The organism is Paenibacillus cymbidii, assembly GCF_004764705.1.
GTDB classification, from domain to species: domain Bacteria; phylum Bacillota; class Bacilli; order Paenibacillales; family NBRC-103111; genus Paenibacillus_AN; species Paenibacillus_AN cymbidii.
Map to the genome: position 1 here is coordinate 69,360 of NZ_SHLX01000022.1, position 18,392 is coordinate 87,751.

17 protein-coding genes and 1 other annotated feature are annotated in these 18,392 nt (G+C 58.6%); of the genes, 1 reads left to right on the forward strand and 16 read right to left on the reverse strand.

Features of this window, described 5'->3' with window-relative positions; all coding sequences use genetic code 11:
* Positions 1-61: 61 nt before the first annotated feature.
* Positions 62-1,999, reverse strand: coding sequence for a LysM peptidoglycan-binding domain-containing protein (locus EXY20_RS25950; RefSeq protein WP_167859531.1), 1,938 nt, complete (start codon positions 1,997-1,999; stop codon positions 62-64).
* Between the two features lie 549 nt (positions 2,000-2,548).
* On the opposite strand from EXY20_RS25950, the gene EXY20_RS25955 reads away from it, so the two are divergent.
* Positions 2,549-3,634 (forward strand): bifunctional 3-deoxy-7-phosphoheptulonate synthase/chorismate mutase, encoded by a 1,086-nt coding sequence (locus EXY20_RS25955; protein WP_135555041.1) that lies wholly within the window; start codon positions 2,549-2,551, stop codon positions 3,632-3,634.
* 219 nt (positions 3,635-3,853) lie between these two features.
* On the opposite strand, the gene ilvE is transcribed toward EXY20_RS25955, so the two are convergent.
* From ilvE to EXY20_RS26030, 15 genes are all read right to left on the reverse strand, one after another.
* Positions 3,854-4,732, reverse strand: a complete 879-nt coding sequence (gene ilvE / locus EXY20_RS25960) for a branched-chain-amino-acid transaminase (RefSeq protein WP_135555042.1) — start codon at positions 4,730-4,732, stop codon at positions 3,854-3,856.
* A gap of 174 nt (positions 4,733-4,906) precedes the next feature.
* Complete coding sequence (gene pheA, locus EXY20_RS25965; protein WP_135555043.1) at positions 4,907-5,779, reverse strand: prephenate dehydratase; 873 nt, start codon at positions 5,777-5,779, stop codon at positions 4,907-4,909.
* Positions 5,776-6,744, reverse strand: a complete 969-nt coding sequence (thrB, locus tag EXY20_RS25970; protein WP_135555044.1) for a homoserine kinase — start codon at positions 6,742-6,744, stop codon at positions 5,776-5,778. Before thrB ends, pheA begins: the two co-directional genes overlap by 4 nt.
* Positions 6,741-7,808 carry a threonine synthase gene (gene thrC, locus EXY20_RS25975; protein WP_135555045.1) on the reverse strand — a complete coding sequence of 356 codons (1,068 nt, stop codon included), beginning with the start codon at positions 7,806-7,808 and terminating at the stop codon, positions 6,741-6,743. Before thrC ends, thrB begins: the two co-directional genes overlap by 4 nt.
* 103 nt (positions 7,809-7,911) lie before the next feature.
* Complete coding sequence (locus EXY20_RS25980; protein ID WP_135555046.1) at positions 7,912-9,198, reverse strand: homoserine dehydrogenase; 1,287 nt, start codon at positions 9,196-9,198, stop codon at positions 7,912-7,914.
* Between the two features lie 38 nt (positions 9,199-9,236).
* Positions 9,237-9,695, reverse strand: a complete 459-nt coding sequence (locus EXY20_RS25985) for an ACT domain-containing protein (RefSeq protein ID WP_135555047.1) — start codon at positions 9,693-9,695, stop codon at positions 9,237-9,239.
* Positions 9,696-9,890: 195 nt separating this feature from the next.
* Entirely contained in the window at positions 9,891-10,949 is a 1,059-nt protein-coding gene (locus EXY20_RS25990; protein WP_135555048.1) for an anthranilate phosphoribosyltransferase, read from the reverse strand.
* A 1,015-nt stretch (positions 10,950-11,964) separates the two neighbouring features.
* On the reverse strand, positions 11,965-13,275 hold the full coding sequence (gene obgE / locus EXY20_RS25995) for a GTPase ObgE (RefSeq protein ID WP_135555049.1): 1,311 nt from the start codon (positions 13,273-13,275) through the stop codon (positions 11,965-11,967).
* Positions 13,276-13,295: 20 nt separating this feature from the next.
* The gene (locus EXY20_RS26000; protein ID WP_135555050.1) at positions 13,296-13,877 is read right to left on the reverse strand and encodes a Spo0B domain-containing protein; all 582 of its coding nucleotides are present in this window, start codon (positions 13,875-13,877) and stop codon (positions 13,296-13,298) included.
* A 216-nt stretch (positions 13,878-14,093) separates the two neighbouring features.
* Positions 14,094-14,405, reverse strand: a complete 312-nt coding sequence (gene rpmA, locus EXY20_RS26005; RefSeq protein ID WP_135555051.1) for a 50S ribosomal protein L27 — start codon at positions 14,403-14,405, stop codon at positions 14,094-14,096.
* A gap of 37 nt (positions 14,406-14,442) precedes the next feature.
* Positions 14,443-14,778 (reverse strand): ribosomal-processing cysteine protease Prp, encoded by a 336-nt coding sequence (locus tag EXY20_RS26010; protein ID WP_135555052.1) that lies wholly within the window; start codon positions 14,776-14,778, stop codon positions 14,443-14,445.
* Positions 14,779-14,793: 15 nt separating this feature from the next.
* Positions 14,794-15,105, reverse strand: coding sequence for a 50S ribosomal protein L21 (gene rplU / locus EXY20_RS26015; RefSeq protein WP_135555053.1), 312 nt, complete (start codon positions 15,103-15,105; stop codon positions 14,794-14,796).
* Positions 15,106-15,118: 13 nt separating this feature from the next.
* Positions 15,119-15,220: a sequence feature (ribosomal protein L21 leader region), on the reverse strand.
* A gap of 69 nt (positions 15,221-15,289) precedes the next feature.
* A complete protein-coding gene (locus EXY20_RS26020; protein ID WP_135555054.1) occupies positions 15,290-16,534 on the reverse strand; it encodes an Rne/Rng family ribonuclease in 1,245 nt (414 codons plus the stop codon).
* 24 nt (positions 16,535-16,558) lie between these two features.
* Entirely contained in the window at positions 16,559-17,452 is an 894-nt protein-coding gene (locus EXY20_RS26025; RefSeq protein WP_328592593.1) for a M50 family metallopeptidase, read from the reverse strand.
* Positions 17,439-18,389 (reverse strand): M23 family metallopeptidase, encoded by a 951-nt coding sequence (locus tag EXY20_RS26030; RefSeq protein ID WP_135555055.1) that lies wholly within the window; start codon positions 18,387-18,389, stop codon positions 17,439-17,441. Before EXY20_RS26030 ends, EXY20_RS26025 begins: the two co-directional genes overlap by 14 nt.
* Between the last annotated feature and the right edge of the window lie 3 nt (positions 18,390-18,392).

The window sequence follows — 18,392 nt, forward strand, 5'->3', positions numbered from 1 at the left end:
ATTTTTTTCTAGCTTTTCCTGAGAAGAGTCGGATTATACGCGGGAAGCGAGTTTGAAGGCATCAGCCGTTGATCCAGGGCGAGCTGGACCGGGCCGGTTCCCGGCGCGGGCGCTGCTTGCTCTGCTTGTTCAGAAACGACTGAAGCGACTCGGAGCCGGACGTCTTCTGGCCGCGGGTTTTGCCGGACGGCTGGGCATGGGCCGGCTGCTTCAGCTCGGCGGTAAATGCTTTTTCTTCGCTCGCTTCGATCGGAATCGCATACGGCGGAGCCGATTGAACCGTCGAGTAGTACGTCGGCTGCTGCTGTTGCTGCTGCTCGAAGCCCGCCGTACTGCCGAATTCGGGCCGGTAGCCTTGCTGGTACATCCAATTCACCCGCTGCTCGATTTCCGGGTAGTTGTGCAATTCGTTCGCCGGAATGCCGCCTTGCGGATATACCGGCATCCGGAAGCCTTCCTGCACGAACACATATTGCGCCGCATCGGCGTTCGGTACGCCGGTTCGCGGGTCGTACGGCATTTCGCTCAGCCTCCCCGTCGGCATGGTGCCCATCATGCCATCCGGCATCGTGCCCATCATGCCATCCGGCATCGTGCCCATCATGCTGCCCGGCATCGTACCCATCATGCTGCCCGGCATCGTACCCATCATGCCATCCGGCATCGTGCCCATCATGCTGCCCGGCATCGTGCCCATCATGCCATCCGGCATCGTACCCATCATGCCATCCGGCATCGTGCCCATCATACTTCCTGGCATCGTACCCATCATGCTGCCTGGCATCGTACCCATCATGCCATCCGGCATTGCACCCATCATGCTGCCCGGCATCGTGCCCATCATGCCGCCCGGCATCATGCCCATCATGCTGCTCGGCATCGTACCCGTCATGCTGCCCGGCATCGTTCCCATCATGCCGCCCGGCATCGTGCCCATCATGCCGCCCGGCAACGGATCCGGCATTTGTGTGGCCGGGTAGCTCTGCGCCGTCATGCCGTAAGGCGTCGCAACCGGAGGGAACTTGCCGCCCTTGCAGCCGCAGCCGCAATCATGGCCGTGATGATGGGCAGGTCCGATGCCGTACGGCGAAATCAGCGGCGGCATGCCGGCGAGTGGCGGCGTCTGCATGGCATACGGCAGCGGCAGCGCCTTGCTGCCTCCGCAGCCGCAGTCGGCTTGGGCCGGCAGCGTTTGGGCGGGCAATGTTTGCGCAGGCAGCGTCTGAGCGGGCAGCGTCGTCGGTATCGGCTCTTCGGCTTGATACGGGAACACGCCGGACGGCATCGGGCCGCACACAGGGAGATGCTGGAAAGGCGCTTGCACCGGCATGACCGGCATCGGCGCTTGCACCGGTACGGCAGGAACGTCGAATTGCATGAACAAATGCTCGGAATTGAAGGTGATATCTGTCGTTTGCGGTACTTCCTTTTCGATGACGATCTGCGGCTGCGGCATTACGACAGTTTCTTCTTCGGCCACAATCGGCGCTTCCGGAGCGGTTGGTACGATCGGCGCCTGCGGCATCGGCATCGGAGCGACCGGCATCGGCGCTGCCGGCGCAACGGGCATCGGGGCGTTGTTAGCTTTTCCATGCCCCATGCCAGGCCAGCCGCCCATGCTTCCGCCTTGCTCGTGGTGCATACCGCCCTGCTCATGGTGCGTGCCGCCCTGCGTCGGAATATAGATGATTTGTCCGGTCATGAGCACATTCGGATTTTTCAGCTGCGGGTTGGCGTCGATCATCGCTTGCAGCGGAACGCCCGTCGCCTTGGACAGCTTCCACAGCGTATCGCCTTGTTTGACCATATGCGGATAAGTATTGGGCGGAGCGGTGGGAACGGCGGGAGCGGATGACGGGATTTTGATTTTCATGCCGATGTCCAGTTGGTTCGGGTCGGCCAACTGCGGGTTCATGGCGATCAACGCGTCGAGCTCGACATGGTATTTTTTCGCCAGGTCGTATAGCGTGTCGCCTTTTTTGACGATATGAATTTTCAAAGCGGCAACCTCCTTCAATTGTGGTGCATAAGCCCAGAATGACACTACATTTTATGCAGCGCGTAGGCGTTTGACATTCATTTTGCGGAAATTATTATGGCCACTTGCCCGGGGGCGCCGCCGCAGTCGTTTGCCGCTTTAATGCAGCAGACGATTATTGCGTCAACGCGCGTTATTGCGCGCCGCGAACGAATCCCCTATAATGGGGACTAATAATTGTCAGAAGACAATGACGGAGAAAAGTAGACGGGTCCCCGGATTCTCCAGGGACGGCGCGCCGCGACTGCAAGCGTGCCGGAATACGGGCCGCCGAAGTTCGCTCCCGAGTCGACGCTTGAACGAGGCCGCGGTTTCTAGAGCCGCCGCTGCAGTAGAGCGCTCCGGTGTATCCGCCGTTACCGGATATGAGCGAGTGGCGTTTACCGGTCTTGTTGACCGCAAGCGCTGCTAATTAGGGTGGTACCGCGGTTTTTCGTCCCTTTCCGGACGGAAAGCTTTTTTTGTGTTTAGGGAAATGTAAACTTTATCGGAAATGGAGCGGATATCGATATGGAAACCGAAGCGTTGCACTCGTTGAAGGAGCTCCGCGGCCAACTGGACTCCGTGAATGAAAAGCTGCTGGCCTTGTTGTCCGAACGGGCGTTGATCGTCAAAGAAATCGGGGAAGTGAAAGAACGCACCGGCGTGCCGAAATTCGACCCGGTCCGCGAAACAGAGATGCTGAACGCGCTCGTCGCCGCCAATCCGGGCCCGTTCGACGAAGCGACGATTCGCGAGCTGTTCAAGCAAATTTTCAAAGCGTCGCTCGATTTGCAGCAGCGGGAGCACAAGAAACATTTGCTCGTCAGCCGCAAGCGGCAGGCGAACGATACGGTAATCGAGCTGAAAAACGCCGTGATCGGCGGCGCCAAGTCGGTGATGGTTGCCGGTCCCTGCTCGGTCGAAAGCTACGAGCAAGTGCGGGAAGTAGCCGCGGCCATGAAAGAAGCCGGCGTGCCGGTTCTGCGCGGCGGCGCGTTCAAGCCGCGGACGTCGCCTTACGAGTTCCAGGGGCTCGGACTGGAAGGCTTGCGCATTCTGAAGCAGGTGGCGGACGAATTCGGCCTGTCCGTCATCAGCGAAATCGTCCATCCGGCCGACATCGACATCGCCGGCGAATACATCGATATCATCCAGATCGGCGCGCGCAACATGCAAAACTTCGAGCTGCTGAAAGCCGCAGGCGAAACACGGGTACCGGTCCTGCTCAAACGCGGCATCGCGGCGACGATCGACGAGTTTCTGCATGCCGCCGAATATATCGTCTCCCGCGGCAATACGCGGCTGATGCTGATCGAACGCGGCATCCGCACCTATGAGAAGGCAACGCGCAACACGCTCGACATCTCTGCGGTGCCGATTCTAAAGCAGGAAAGCCATTTGCCCGTGCTGGTCGACGTGACCCACTCCACCGGCCGCAAAGATATTTTGATCCCGTGCGCCAAAGCGGCGCTCGCCGCCGGCGCCGACGGCGTTATGGTCGAGGTGCACCCGAACCCGCAAGTCGCGTTGTCCGACGCGGCGCAACAGCTCGACATCCCGCAGTTCCGCCATTTTTACAGCGAGGTCGTGCGATCGGGCTTGTTCCGGCAATAAGGGTAGCAGACTACGGAATAGGCCATATTTTATTGCCTATTCCGGGTAAAAGGCTTGTCCACGAAGAAATAGCCAGTGAATTCACTGGCTATTTCTTCGTTGAGTACGATTTTGGAGCGATTTGCTTGCAATAACCAGTGTTTTCACTGGCTATTTTCCACATTTCGCGTAAAAAGAAGCAGATAAGCCATTTTTCATGGCCTATTTGTGAGAAGAGGCTTATTCGTACACCTTGATGCCGTCGATTTCGACGATGCCGCGGAATGCTTGCAGCAGATGCGTCGTGATCGGGCCGGCTTTGCCTTCGCCGATCGTGCGGCCGTCGACTTCGCGCACCGCAATGACTTCCGCCGCCGTGCCGGTGAAGAATACTTCGTCCGCCACGTACACGTCGTGCAGCGTAAACGGCTCCTCCTTCAGCGTGTAGCCGAGACGGCCGCACAGCTCGATGATCGCCGCTCGCGTAATGCCCTCGAGCGCACCGCAGTAGCAAGGAGGCGTGTACACGACGCCGCGTTTGATGATAAAGATATTGTCCGACGAACCTTCCGCCACGTAGCCTTGCGAGTTCAGCATGATCGCTTCTCCGACGTCGGCCAGGTTCGCCTGGATTTTGACCAGGATGTTGTTCAGGTAGTTGAGCGACTTGATCTTCGGATTGAGCGCGTCCGGCACGTTGCGGCGGGTCGATACGGAAACGGTGCGCAGCCCGTTGCGGTAAGCCTCTTCGGAGTAGATGGCCAGCTTCTCGACGATGATGATGACGTTCGCTTTCGGCGAACGGCGCGGGTCGAGCCCCAGATCGCCGGGACCGCGCGAAACGACGAGCCGGATGTAGCCGTCCTTCATTTCGTTCTTGCGGATCGTTTCGATCAGCACCTGCCGCATTTCCGCATACGAGAGCGGAATGTTCAGCATGATCGATTTGGCCGAATCGTACAGCCGGTCGAGGTGCTCCTTGCCTTTAAAAATGTTGCCGTTGTAAATCCGAATGCCTTCGAAAATGCCGTCCCCATACAAAAAACCGTGGTCGTACACCGAAATGAGCGCATTTTCCTTGCTGACGTACTCGCCGTTCAAGTAAATCCACTGTGCCATGACGCTTCTTACACCTCTTTCGTTTGGGCGTGTCTGCACACTCCGAGGGGAGCAGATTGGGCCGAATTTTCGTTCCATGCAAGGAAGTTTTGCGCAGGCTTACCGGGGGTAAGACAAGCAAAACTGACGCCGCAGGGGGCGAAAAGGCGGTGCAAGATGCCCCCGAGCGGGTGTTCAGACACGCCCTAATGTGGACACATCGTGAAAGCTCGGGTATGAGCCCAATATGCGAACCTGACAGCCGATCGCGCGGATTTCTTCGATCGCCGCAGGCAGCAGTACCGAATCCATGGACGCTTCGATATCGATATAAAAATAGTAGCTGCCCAGCCGCAGCTTCGTCGGCCGCGACTCGATCTTCGACAGGTTGATGCGCCGCCAGGCGAAGGCGGACAACACCTGGTGCAGCGCGCCCGGGTAATCTTCGGGGAGTGTCACCAGAATCGTCGTTTTCGGCGTGGCGGATTCCCGCAGCTGCGGCACGTAATGACCGGCCAAAATAAAGCGGGTGTAGTTGTTGTCGTGATCCGTAATATTGTGCGCCAGCACATCCAGCCCATACAGCTCGGCCGCCAGCTTCGTGCCGATCGCCGCCCAGCCTTCGCCCGGATGCTCCTTGACGAGCCGCACCCCTTCGGCGGTGCTGGACACGTATTCGAACTGCACGCCCGGCAAGTGTTCGCCGAGAAAATTGCGACACTGCGACACGGCGACGGCAATGGAAACGATGCGGCGGATGCCGGCATACGGATTGGCGGGATCGGTGCCGGCGTAACCGATCAGGTTCTGCACCGACGGATAAATCCACTCCGCCCGGATCGGCAAATCGACCTCGTGCACAAGCCAGTCCAGATGCAGGCTGACTGAACCGTCGATCGTGTTTTCGATCGGGATGACGCTGAGATCCGTACGCCCTTCGACCGTCGAAAGGAACACTTCCGAGATCGGGTAGCAGGGCACGAACTCATGCGTTTCGCCTGCAAAAAAATGCCGCGTCGCCTCCTGCGAAACGGTGCCGACCGGGCCCAAAAATGCGATTCGCGTCATGCCCTGACTTCTCCTTTAACAACTTCCATAAATGTATAGTTGCTGTCGCCTTGTGTCAAGAGCTCGGCGCCGGCAAGCGCCGGCTTCAGCCACATCGTGCGCGCGCCGATCCCTTCGGCCCGCAGCGAATCGAGCATGAACTTCTCCAGCTCCTGCTTGCCGCCGCTTGCGCCGTCGACGAGGGCGAGCAGCGTCGGCCCCGCCCCGCTCAGCGCCACGCCAAGCGCGCCGTGGTCGGTCGCCCGCTCCAGGATCGCGCTCATGCCCGGCACAAGCGCGCTGCGGTACGGCTGATGCAGCGCATCTTTCATCGCGTGGCGGATCATGTCGTAACGCCCCGTGCACAGCGCGGCGACGAGCAGCGAAGAATGGCCGACGTTAAACACCGCGTCCTTCATCGCCACTTGCGTCGGCAGCACGTGCCGCGCTTTCTCCGTCGACAGATGGAACTCCGGAATCGCCACCAGCACGTCGAGCGAGGGGGCAGGCTCCACGCGGAGGTATTCGGCCCGCTTGCCGTCCCAGAATGCAACTACGATGCCGCCGAACAGCGAAGCCCCGACGTTGTCGGGGTGCTTCTCGATCGCCGTCGCCATCTGGAACAGCGCGTCTTGCGAGAACGGTTCGCCGATCAAGGCGTTGGCCGCCACCAGCGCGCCGATGATTGCTGTAGCGCTGCTGCCGAGGCCGCGGGTCAGCGGAATGTTGCTGTACATCGAGATGTCAAGCTCCGGATGGCTCACGCCCGCCGCTTCGAACAAATGCTGCGCCATCACGTAAATCAGGTTCGATTTGTCCGTCGGCGCGCCTTGGAGCTCGTCGCCGTATACGTGGATTTGCGTCCGGTCCGATAGCCGGATTTCGATCCATTCGTACAGGTCAAGCGCCATGCCGAGCGCGTCGAAGCCGGGACCGAGATTGGCCGTGCTCGCCGGCACTTTTACGATTGCGCTGCGACCGTTCATGCCCGCCGCTCCAGCTGCGCGATCGCGTCCATAACCGCCGCTTCCGAATCCTGCACGACGAGCGGATCCGCTCCCACGCTTTTGATCGCGATGTTCGGATCCTTCAGGCCATGGCCGGTCAGCACGCAGACGATTTTCTCCCCGCCGGCAAAATACCCTTCCTTGCGCAGCTTCATCACGCCTGCAATCGACGCTGCCGAAGCCGGCTCGGCGAATACGCCTTCTTTTGCCGCGATCGTCCGGTACGCATGAAGAATTTCTTCGTCCGTGACGAAATTGATCTGGCCGTTCGACTCTTTCGCCGCGTTAACCGCGCCGTCCCAGCTCGCCGGGTTGCCGATGCGGATCGCCGTTGCCACCGTTTCCGGATTCGGAATCGGTTCGCCTTTGACGATCGCCATCGCGCCTTCCGCCTCGAAGCCGATCATGCGCGGCAGCTTGGCCGACTTGCCCGCAGCGCGGTATTCCTTGAAGCCTTTCCAGTACGCCGTAATGTTGCCCGCGTTGCCGACCGGAATCGCCAGGAAGTCCGGCGCTTCGCCAAGCTGGTCGCACACTTCGAACGCCGCCGTCTTCTGCCCTTCGATCCGGTACGGATTGACGGAGTTCACAAGTGTAATCGGGTGCTTCGCCGTAATCTCGCGAACGATTTCGAGCGCGCGGTCGAAATTGCCTTCGATCGCGATTACTTTCGCTCCATAAATGATCGCCTGGGCCAGCTTGCCAAGCGCGATGTTGTTGTTCGGGATAAGCACGATGCAGTTCAGGTTGCCGCGGGCCGCATAGGCCGCCGCCGCCGCCGACGTGTTGCCGGTCGAAGCGCACATGATCGTGCGGCTTCCTTCCTCCATCGCTTTGGCCACGGCCATCACCATGCCGCGGTCTTTGAACGAGCCGGTCGGGTTCAGCCCCTCGTACTTGAAGTACAGGTCAAGCCCCAGCTCCTCGGACAGCTTCTCGGCGCGGATCAGCGGCGTGTTGCCTTCCTGCAGCGTAATGAGCGGCGTGTTGTCGTTCACCGGCAAATACGATTTGTACGTTTGCAAAAGTCCCATGTATCTCATTATGAACGGCTCCTTGGCAGATCCCGGCGGAAGCGGCGATAAGCTTCGAACGTTCGAAGCTCGCCCGCTTCGGCCGGGACCGGATTTGTGTGATCGGTTAGCCTTAGCCTTCGACGCGGTATACGCTCTTGATCGCGTTGATGACGTCAAGCGATTCGAATGCTTTCAGCACTTGCTTCATGCTTGCCTGATTGGCGTCGTGCGTGATGATAATGATTTCCGCCTTCGGGTTCGCGGCGTTCGGATGCTGCAGCACCGATTCGAGGCTGACCTCGTGCTCGGCGAACACTTGCGTGATGCGCGCCAGCACGCCCGCCTTGTCTTCCACGTGCAGCAGAATGAAATATTTGGCCGACATTTGTTCGTCGGTGCGCAGTTTCTTCTCCTTATAAGGAACGAACGCGCGGCGACCGCCGACACCGAGCTTGATGTTCTTGACGACGGCAACGAGGTCGGCAACAACCGATGTGGCCGTCGGCAGCTCGCCTGCGCCCGGGCCGTAAAACATCGTTTCGCCCACCGCTTCGCCGTACACGTATACGGCATTGAACACGCCGTTCACCGACGCGAGCGGGTGCGACTTCTTCACCATGGTCGGTTGCACGCTGATGCTGATCGAATCGTCCTGCCGCTCCGCGATGCCGAGCAGCTTCACTTCATAGCCGAGTTGTTTGCCGTACAGGATGTCTTCTTTCGATACTTGCGAAATTCCTTTGACCGAAACGTCGTCCAGCGCCACGTTTACTTTGAAGCCGAGCGTGCCGAGGATCGTCATTTTGCGCGCCGCGTCGAGCCCTTCGACGTCCGAGGTCGGATCGGCTTCGGCGTAGCCGAGCTGCTGCGCCTCTTTCAGCACTTCCGCGTAATCGGCGCCTTCCTGGCTCATTTTGGTCAGGATGTAGTTTGTCGTGCCGTTGACGATGCCCATAATTTTCGTAATCCGGTCGGAGGAGAAGCCTTCCACCAGCGTGCGGATGATCGGAATGCCGCCGGCAACGCTCGCTTCGTACAGCACATCGCAGCCGGATTCGTTCGCCTTGGCGAGAATTTCCGCGCCGTGCAGCGCCATTAAATCCTTGTTGGCGGTAACGACGTGTTTGCCGCGGGCGAGCGCTTCGAGCATGTACGTTTTGGCCGGCTCGATGCCGCCCATCACTTCGACCACGATATCGATATCCGGGTTGTCGACGATGTCGCGGTAGTCTTCCGTCAGTTTGGCCGAATCGACGCTGATGCTGCGCTCCTTGCTTTTATTTTGTACCAGAATGCGTGCGATTTCGATGCCGGAGCCGGTCTGGCTGAACAAATCCTCCTGGTGTCCCTGCACGATGCGCACCACGCCCGTTCCTACCGTTCCTAAGCCGAGCAAGCCGATTTTGATAGGTTTCATCTTCTTTCTCCTTAATATCCATTATGTTTGGCGAAGCATTATCCTCGTCCGATGACGGCCGCCCGCCGAACGCCTTCCTGACCGCTCAGCCGGTCGATCAACATGCCGACCGTGTCGCTCATCAGCGATGTATCGACCGAAACGACCACGTTCGCCTGCCCTTGCAGCGGGATCGTCTGGTGAATCGTCAGCACGTTGCCCTCCATGCCGGCAATAAGCGCAAGCACGCGCGACAAAATGCCGGATCTGTGTTCAAGGTCGAACGATATCGTGACAATTCGTTCCCGATCCAGTTTGCTGAGCGGGTGAATGCCGTCCTTGTACTTGTAAAAGGCGCTGCGGCTGAGGCCCACCTTGTCCACCGCGTCGTGAATTGTCTTCACGGCGCCTTGCGCGAGCAGTTCCTTCGCCTGCATCGTCTTCTGCAGCGCTTCGGGCAGTATATCCTCGCGGACCAAATAGTAGCGCTCGTTCGTGCCGATGGCTCCCACGCTCACTTTCGTCCATCTTGGAAAGACTTATGTTTCTACATAGTGGACATTATACCGAAAACAAAGCGGTACGGCAATAGGCAAATCCATCTGTGGAAACGAGCGTTCCGCAAGCGGAAAAGAACCCCGCGGATCGGATCCGCGAGGTTCTCTGCACTGCTGACGCCGTCTGTCGACAGCCGTCTTGTACGCGTTGCACGGTCATGCTTCGTTTGCCCGAGGCAAGTTCGCCTGCGCGGCGGTTCGGGTGGCGTCCCGCCATTTGCGCAGCGTTTTTGCCGCCTCCTTGCGCCCGAGCAACTGGCGCGCCAGTTGGAAGCCTTCCTCGTAGGACGATACTTTGTCGAACCAGTACAGCCGAAGACCCGCGTTAAACACGACATGCTCCCGTTCCGCGGCGATGCCCGGATTGTCGTCCCCTTCCATAATGCGGTGCAGCAGTTGCAGCTGCTCGTCCTTGCCTATCTTCTGCAGCTCGCGGCTGCGGAAGCCGAACGTCTCCGGATCGAGCATCGTCGACTCGTCCCCCCACGTCGTCACCTTGCGCAGGGCGCTCGTCTTGTTCAGCGGCACATCTTCCGAGCCTTCGATTCCCTGCACGATATAAGCGTGCTGAAAGCCTGCTTTGGGCAGCACTTGCATCAGCTTGTGCATCGCCGTTCGATGGTTGACGCCGATCACCATATTCGCGGAATGGAGCGGATTAAGCGCCTTCTCCACCGTGTTCATCAACGTCCTCAGCCCCATCTGCTCGCGCACGCGGCGCATGCTGCCAAGCGGCGGACACAGCTGCTCCGACCAGATGAAGCCAATCTTTGTTTGTTGAAAAACCGTCTCCCATTCCCGCGGGCCCAGCATCATATCGACGCCCATGTCTTCCAGCAGCTCCTTAAGCGATGTGCCGAGCTTGGGCGGCAGCGAATCGCTTCCGTGCAGCACCTGCGGAAACCCGACGGAAGCAAGCAGCAGGCTGACGGGAATCGTCACCGGAAAATAATGGCGCCCATCGTACGGTCCCGCACAATTGAGCGAATCGGAAAACGACGCAAGCGGCCGCGAGTATTTGCGAAACACATCGATAAACGCCATGATTTCGTCGTCCGCTTCGCCCTTCATCCGACTGGCCATCAGGAAGGCGGCCATTTGCGCTTCGCTTGCTTCGCCGCGGGCGATGCAATGAGCCGCTGCGACAGCTTCGTCGTACGTAAGATCGCGCGATCCTTTTTTACCTGTGCCCACCGTTTTGATCCACTGCAGCATTCGTCATTCACCTCGCGTCTTCACCGTGGAATGATAGCTATCATTAAAATGAACAATCACCGCCATGAAATTCCTTTTTTCTGACAATCGTCACAAAAACAACATAAAACCAATGTTTTAATGTTAACTATTATTACATAATACTATACAACAGACGCCTGGTTACTTCAATGGGTTGCAACGAATTGTTCCCTTTTTCGCTTCCGTTCCGGCCACAATTCTTATTCGGCATGTTGCGCGGTCGCAGGTTCCGAATATTGGTCGCCCCAGGATTCCGAAATGTTATCGTTTGGGAAGGATGAAAGCAGGCGCCGGCTTCGTGGCGCTGAATTAGCGACAAAGCGAATCCCAATTTGAGCGTTCTCCGTTTGGTGCGGAATGTTTCCGTCCTTTGATTGAATCAGCGAGTGGCGCATACGGCCACGGCTGTGAATCTCGGCCATGCTGGGTGTTCGGATAGTTGTGGGCAGTGGGCGGGTGAATACGGACGGTGGGCGGTAGGTGGTGAGCGGACAGATGTGGGCGGTGGCGGGCAGTGTGTGGATATGATCGGACGGTTGCCGGAAGCGGGCGAACAGTTGTGGCGGTGAGCGGGCGGTTGCGGGTGGTTCGGGTCAGACACTTCGAAGTGAATCAATAGTGGATAAAGCAAAAATACGCTTAAATGCTGACATAAACGCTCCATTAACACAATTAAGTGTACAAATACTTTTAATTTCGCCCGAACAATCTGAATTTCGGAAAATGGCAAAAAATTAAATGTATTTTTGCAGTTAAGCTGCCCCAATCGGCCATCCGGAGCAATTTTAAGTGTAATAATGCAGTTAAAGGTGGGGTTCCGGTTCTGGTTCCGGTTACATAGCGGCCCGCGGCGATCTCCGAAATAAGATTGAAAATCCGGTTTAAACCGGAGCAGTAGACCGACTCAGCCGATTTAAGCCGGAAAACCCGGCTTAAACTGGCTTCGTGGACCGGCTCAGACGAACTAAGCCGGAAAATCCAAACTATCTTCTCGTTACACCCGCTCGACGAACTCGAATTCGAAATCGCCAATGCGGATCGTTTGCCCTTCTTCCGCGCCGAGCTTGCGCAGCGCCGCGTCCACACCTTTGGCGCGCAGGATGCGTGCGAAACGCTGGATCCCGTCATGCGAGCCAAAATTCGTCCGCTTGATCAGCCGCTCGATGCTCGGGCTGTCGATGACGAATGCCTCGTTGTCGCGCCGGATCGTAAAATCCTGCTCGTCCTCCCGCGGCTCCAGACGGAAGATTTTGCGCTCTTCCAAGGCCGGCTCCTCTTCCACCGGCAGCGACTTTATCGCCTCGTCGAGCAAATCGGCCGCCTTGTACAACAGCGATTGAATGCCCTGGCGCGATGCGGCCGATATCGGCACAATATCGCGCACCGCAACTTCCCCGGCTTCCGCCAGTTGCTCGCGGAACAACGTCAATTGCTCCTCCGCATCCGGCAAGTCCATCTTGTTGGCGGCAATCAGCTGCGGCCGTTCGGCAAGCCGCTCGTCGTACAAGCGCAGCTCGTCGTTGATTTTGACGTAATCCTCATACGGATCGCGGCCTTCCGATCCGGCCATGTCCACAACGTGAATAATGACGCGCGTACGCTCCACATGGCGCAAAAACTCGTGCCCAAGCCCGACGCCCTCGTGCGCGCCTTCAATCAGTCCGGGCAAATCGGCCATCACGAAGCTGCGGCCGTCCCCGACATCCACCACGCCGAGATTAGGCGTCAGCGTCGTAAAATGATAGGCGCCGATCTTCGGCTGCGCGGCGGAAACGACGGAAAGCAGCGTCGATTTGCCGACGCTCGGGAAACCGACAAGCCCGATGTCGGCCATCACCTTCAGTTCCAGCACGACCCAGCGCTCTTCGCCTTCTTCCCCGTTCTCGGCGATTTCCGGCGCCGTGTTGCTCGCCGTAACGAACCGCGTATTTCCCCGGCCGCCCCGACCGCCGCGGGCCACCACTACTTCCTGGCCTTGGCGCGTCAAATCGGCGATGATCTCCTGCGTGTCGTCGTCAATGACAACCGTGCCCGGCGGCACGCGCACGATCATATCGTCGGCACCCGCGCCATGCATGCTTTTGTTGCGGCCCTTCACGCCGCGGTCCGCTTTGAAATGGCGCTGGTAGCGGAAGTCCATGAGCGTCCGCAGCCCTTCGTCCACACGAAAAATGACGTCGCCGCCATTCCCGCCGTCGCCGCCCGCAGGTCCGCCCTCGGGCACGTATTTTTCACGCCGAAAGGCGACGATGCCATCGCCGCCGTCGCCGCCTTTGACAAATATTTTCGCTTTATCCACAAACATCGCTTGCTTGCACCTCGATTTTAGTCAAACGGAACGCGCACCGTTACGGCGGCTGTCCGTTCGCCCCATTCCATATGTAGCTCGGCCAAATCACACGCCGCACGCTCGCCGTAACGGGTCAGCTCACCCCGCAGTTTCTCCCGATACGAACCGGAGTATACGAAATCAACCAGCAAGCCGGTTTCCTCCGCATCGAATCCGATGCTGAGCATATTCGGCTCCGCTTCGGCAATGGCCGCATGGGTGTGGATCAACTCCGTTATATCCCGAATCAGCTCGCTTACGCGCTCCGCATCAAGCGGCAATGCGGCCAGGTTCAGCTCCCGTTCGAGCTCGATTTCCAGCGTCAACGAATGGTGTTCGGCCCGGAACGATTGAAAATAGGCGACAAGTGACGGATCGCCGAGCTTGGCGGTGTTGCTTTCCACGCACGACTTCTCTTTCACTTTCTCGATAAATCGCCGCAGTTCGTCATATTTGCCAAGCTGCAAATAACCCGACATCACCTGCAGATCGTTCATCCAATCGTGCCGATAGTGATTCACCGTACGAATCAGTCTCAAATCGGCCGGCTCGTTCCGACTGCTCCCCTTGCGAACCATTCGCTCGCCCCGTTCGCTTCCGCCATTACGGCGAAAAAACCTCCATCAAAGCCTTTCGAAGATGAGCAACCGCGATGAAAGGCAGGTTTTATCGCCAATAGCAATTTGTTTTCCATTATCTCCAATCGGAAAGTCGACCACGCTTTATCGCTTTAGCGAACCTAAACTTTCTGATGTGGTAAAAAACTCCGGCGCGTCGGCCGGAGTTTGATGTTCTTACGCTTCTACTGCTGCAGCAACCGGTGCGGCTTCCGCCGGATATACGCTAACTTTCTTGCGATCGCGACCGTAGCGTTCGAATTTGACGACGCCGGACACTTTCGCGAACAGCGTATCGTCGGATCCGATGCCTACGTTAGCGCCCGGATGAATTTTCGTTCCGCGCTGGCGAACGATAATGCCGCCGGCATTGATCGCCTGCCCGTCGGCGCGCTTCACGCCAAGACGCTTGGCGATGCTGTCGCGGCCGTTCTTCGTCGAGCCTACGCCCTTCTTCGAAGCGAATAATTGGAGATCCAATTTCAACATCGTGGTCAACCTCCTTCTTTCGAGAACAGCAAACGGGCTAGGCTCGTTCGTGTTCGATTCTTATATAGCTTCCGTAACTGTCTTCGATCGATTGCAGCATCACGACCATGGATTCGAGCAGCAGCTGAACCTGCGATTGCCGTTCAGGCGCAAGCTCGACCGGAATCGCCGCCTGCAGGAATCCGTTTGCCATCCGGCTGTCCGGCACGACGCCGAGCAGCGCTTCCAGCGCGTTCACCGTGCCAACGGTAATCGCCGATACGCCTGCGCACACGATATCGCGTCCGCGCTCCGCGTAATTGGCATGGCCGTCGACCCGGAACGAAACGATTGTTTTATCCGACGCCCGTCTTGTCACAATCACGCGAATCATCGTTTCATCCTCGCCTTACGCTTGGATTTTGTCGATGACTACTTTCGTGTATGGCTGACGATGGCCTTGCTTGCGGCGGTAGTTCTTTTTGGCTTTGTATTTGTAAACGATGATTTTCTTCCCTTTGCCGTGTTTCTCCACTTTCGCGGAAACGGTTGCGCCGGCTACGAGCGGAGAACCTACGGTTACGCCGCTGTCCTTCGATACGAGCAGCACACGGTCGAACGAAACGGATTCGCCTTCGCCGGATTCCAGCTTCTCGATGTACAGAACGTCGCCTTCTTGCACTTTGTACTGTTTGCCGCCTGTTTCGATAATTGCGTACATTTGTTGCACCTCCTCATGTCCTAAGACTCGCCTATATCCAGGTGGCATCCCGTCCGTCCAGCGTCCGGAAACGCGCTTGCGTTGCTTGACCCGACTCGTGCGGTTGCAGCATGTTTTGCAACATACCAAACTATAATAGCACACCGGATGCCGGAAAGCAACGACATTTGCGCGCTCAATCCAACTAAACGGGAAACGGTTTGACAAACGCTTTGCCGTATCCGCTGCAATGCGGGCAGGGCTCGTAGATGAGATCCGCAAGCGTTCGCCGCACTTTGCGCCGGGTCAGCTCCAGCAGCCCCAGCTTGGTCCAACCGACCACATTCGTTTTGGTGCGGTCGCGTTTGACGCTTTCGTGCATCAAGTCGGCGATGGCTTGGCGATGGCTTTCCTGCTCCATGTCGATGAAATCGACGATGACGATGCCGCCGATATCCCGCAGCCGCAGCAGCCGGGCCAACTCGCGCGCCGCTTCGGCGTTCGCGCGGAACACCGTTTCCTCCAGGTCGTCTTCTCCGATAAACTTGCCGGTATTGACGTCGACGACAGTCAGCGCTTCCGTCTGGTCGATGACGATGTAGCCGCCGCTCGGCAGCCAAACTTTGCGCTTGTACGCCCGCTCGGCCTCCTCCGCGATCCGGTTCGTCAAGAACGGCGGTTCGCCTGCCGATTCGACGACCCGCTCCGCCAGCGGCGGGTACGTCTGCCCGATCATCCGGCGCAGCTCCGCGGCGACCTTGGCGTCGTTGACGACAAGCTCGTCCACGTCGGGCGCGACCAGATCGCGCAGCAGCCGCGGCAGCATGTCGAGATCGCGGTAAACGAGGCTCGGCGCCTTGCACGTTTCGGCGGTTCGCAGCACGCCGGTCCACAGCTCGCGCAAGCTTTCGAAATCGTGACGCAGCGCGTTTTCGGTTTCGCCCGCGGAGACGGTGCGAAATATAATGCCGTCCGACTCGCCTCGCACCCGGTCGCCGATTTCCTTCAGCCGCGCCCTCTCGGCATCGGCTTCGATTTTGCGCGAAACGGCGACGTAGTCAGCCTGCGGCAAATAGACGACCCAGCGACCGGGAAGCGTAACATGCGTCGTTACCCGCGCCCCTTTGGTGCCTGCCGCCTCTTTCTTCACTTGCACGAGCAATTGATCGCCCGGCTTGACCAGATCGGTGATCGTCTTTTTGGCGGCCGGCTGCTTGTCCGCATGAGCCGGAAGCAAATCGTCCACATACAGAAAGGCGTTGCGCCCGAGCCCGATGTCGACAAAGGCCGCCTGCATGCCGGGGAGCACATTGACGACCCGCCCTTTGTACACGTTGCCCGCCCGCTGCTCCTGCTGCGGATGCTCCATATACAACTCTACCAGTTGGCCGTACTCGAGCAGCGCCACCTTGACGCATCCATGCTCCGCCTGCACCACAATCCGTTTCATTGCCGCCCTCCGCCGTCAATCGGTTTACTTCTTATTGTACATGAAGGCGTCAAATAACGTATAGCGCTGTTTGTCCGGCCCGAGATAACGGCGGATCAGTTCCTCCTCCGGCAGCACTTTGCCGACGGCGCCGCGGCGCCCGACCACATAAATCAGATGATAACGCTCGCGCTTCAGCAGCCTTACAACTTCGGCGACAGGACGCTCGGCGCCCACGACGATCGGCAAAGCATGCATGCCGCTCTGCCGCCTGCGGTCGGCTTGTTTCTCGCGACCGATCAGGAAGCGCAAAAACTGAAACGGCAAATGCCGGTAAGCGTACCAGTTCGAATACAACAGGAACAAACCGATAATCAGCGTATTCAGCCCGATGCCTCCGGACCCGAGCGGAACGAGCGAAGCGCCAACCATCAGCGCGCTGAGCAGCAAGCTGATTCTGGCGCTCCACACCATTGCCGGATAATAGCTGAACCAAAGCCCAAGCAGGCAGAGCAGCACCTTGCCGCCGTCCAGCGGCTGAATCGGCAGCAAATTGAACATGCCGATCATCGCATTTGCCGTCATGAAGTAGTCCCACCACAGGGGGTCTCCTATTCCGGCGCTTTGCATGATCCAGGCAAACCCAATCATCCAGCCGTTCTGCAGCGGTCCGGCCAATGCGACAAGCAGCTCCTCCTTCGTCGGTACACTGGCCGCGTCGTCTACAACCGCTACTCCTCCGAACGGCAGCAATTGAACCTCCCGCACCTTCCAGCCAAAATAACGGGCGCAGACGACATGGCCAAGCTCATGGATGAATACGAGCGCAAACAGCGTCAGCAACTCGGCAAAATAACTGGTCACAACGGATAAAACCATCAGCAGCACAAACAGGGGATGGAAGCGAAACGCGATGCCGAACGCCTTAATCAAACGCAATCACATCCGCCGGGTTGACCGGGCTGCCGTCTTTGGCCATGGCAAAATACAGCTGGCTGCCGGTCAAGCTGCCGAGCGGATCGCCGGCTTGCACCCAATCCCCTTTGCTCCATTCGCCCGCCTGCAATTGACCGTATGTCGTTTCATACCCGCCCGAATGCTGGAGCACCACCGTATAACCGCTGTCGGCCCGCACGCCGGCAAATGTTACACGCCCGGTATCCGCAGCCGTGACGGTCGATCTGCCGCTCGTACGGACCGCTATCCACGGATGCACGGACGAATAGGACGCGGCGATTTCGCCGACAAGCGGCGCCAGGAAGCTGCCCGTTTTGCGCGCATTCACTTTCGTCGCTTCCCCGCCGTGCGAAGGGAAAGCGGGAATGAATGACGGATAGCCGCTGAAATTGTCGCGATACCAGGCCGACAAGGCGGGGAACTGCCAATCCTCCGTCAACGCCGTCCGCACCAACAGTTGTCCCGATGCCGCCCATGGCAATTTCGTTTGAAACATCGCCCACACGAGGGCAAAAAGAATAACCGATACGACGAATTTGGCAACCAGCACCCTGCGTGTTGGCACGAAGCGCCACGGTCGATTGCGCCCGCCATCGTCATCGTCGTCATCAGGCGGTTGACCCGGGCCCGGCTGCGCATGCCATTGCCGCATCCACATCTCCCGCTGCTTCCACACAAATTCGGGATCCTGCCAACGCTCGTCCTTCAAATCGGGCACCGGGGGCAGTGCAATATGGCTGCGCCGTACCGGGGGAACAGATATAGCAGCTGGCGGTTGTTTCCGGCCTGCAGGCTCGTCCGCTTCTATGCCGGCTTCGGGCCGAGCGGGCAGCGGACCGGCCGCCGGCAGCTGCGGCGCGCTTTGGAGCAGACGAATGCGTTCCTGTCTGCGCCGGCGCACCTTGATTTTCGTTTCCATGCG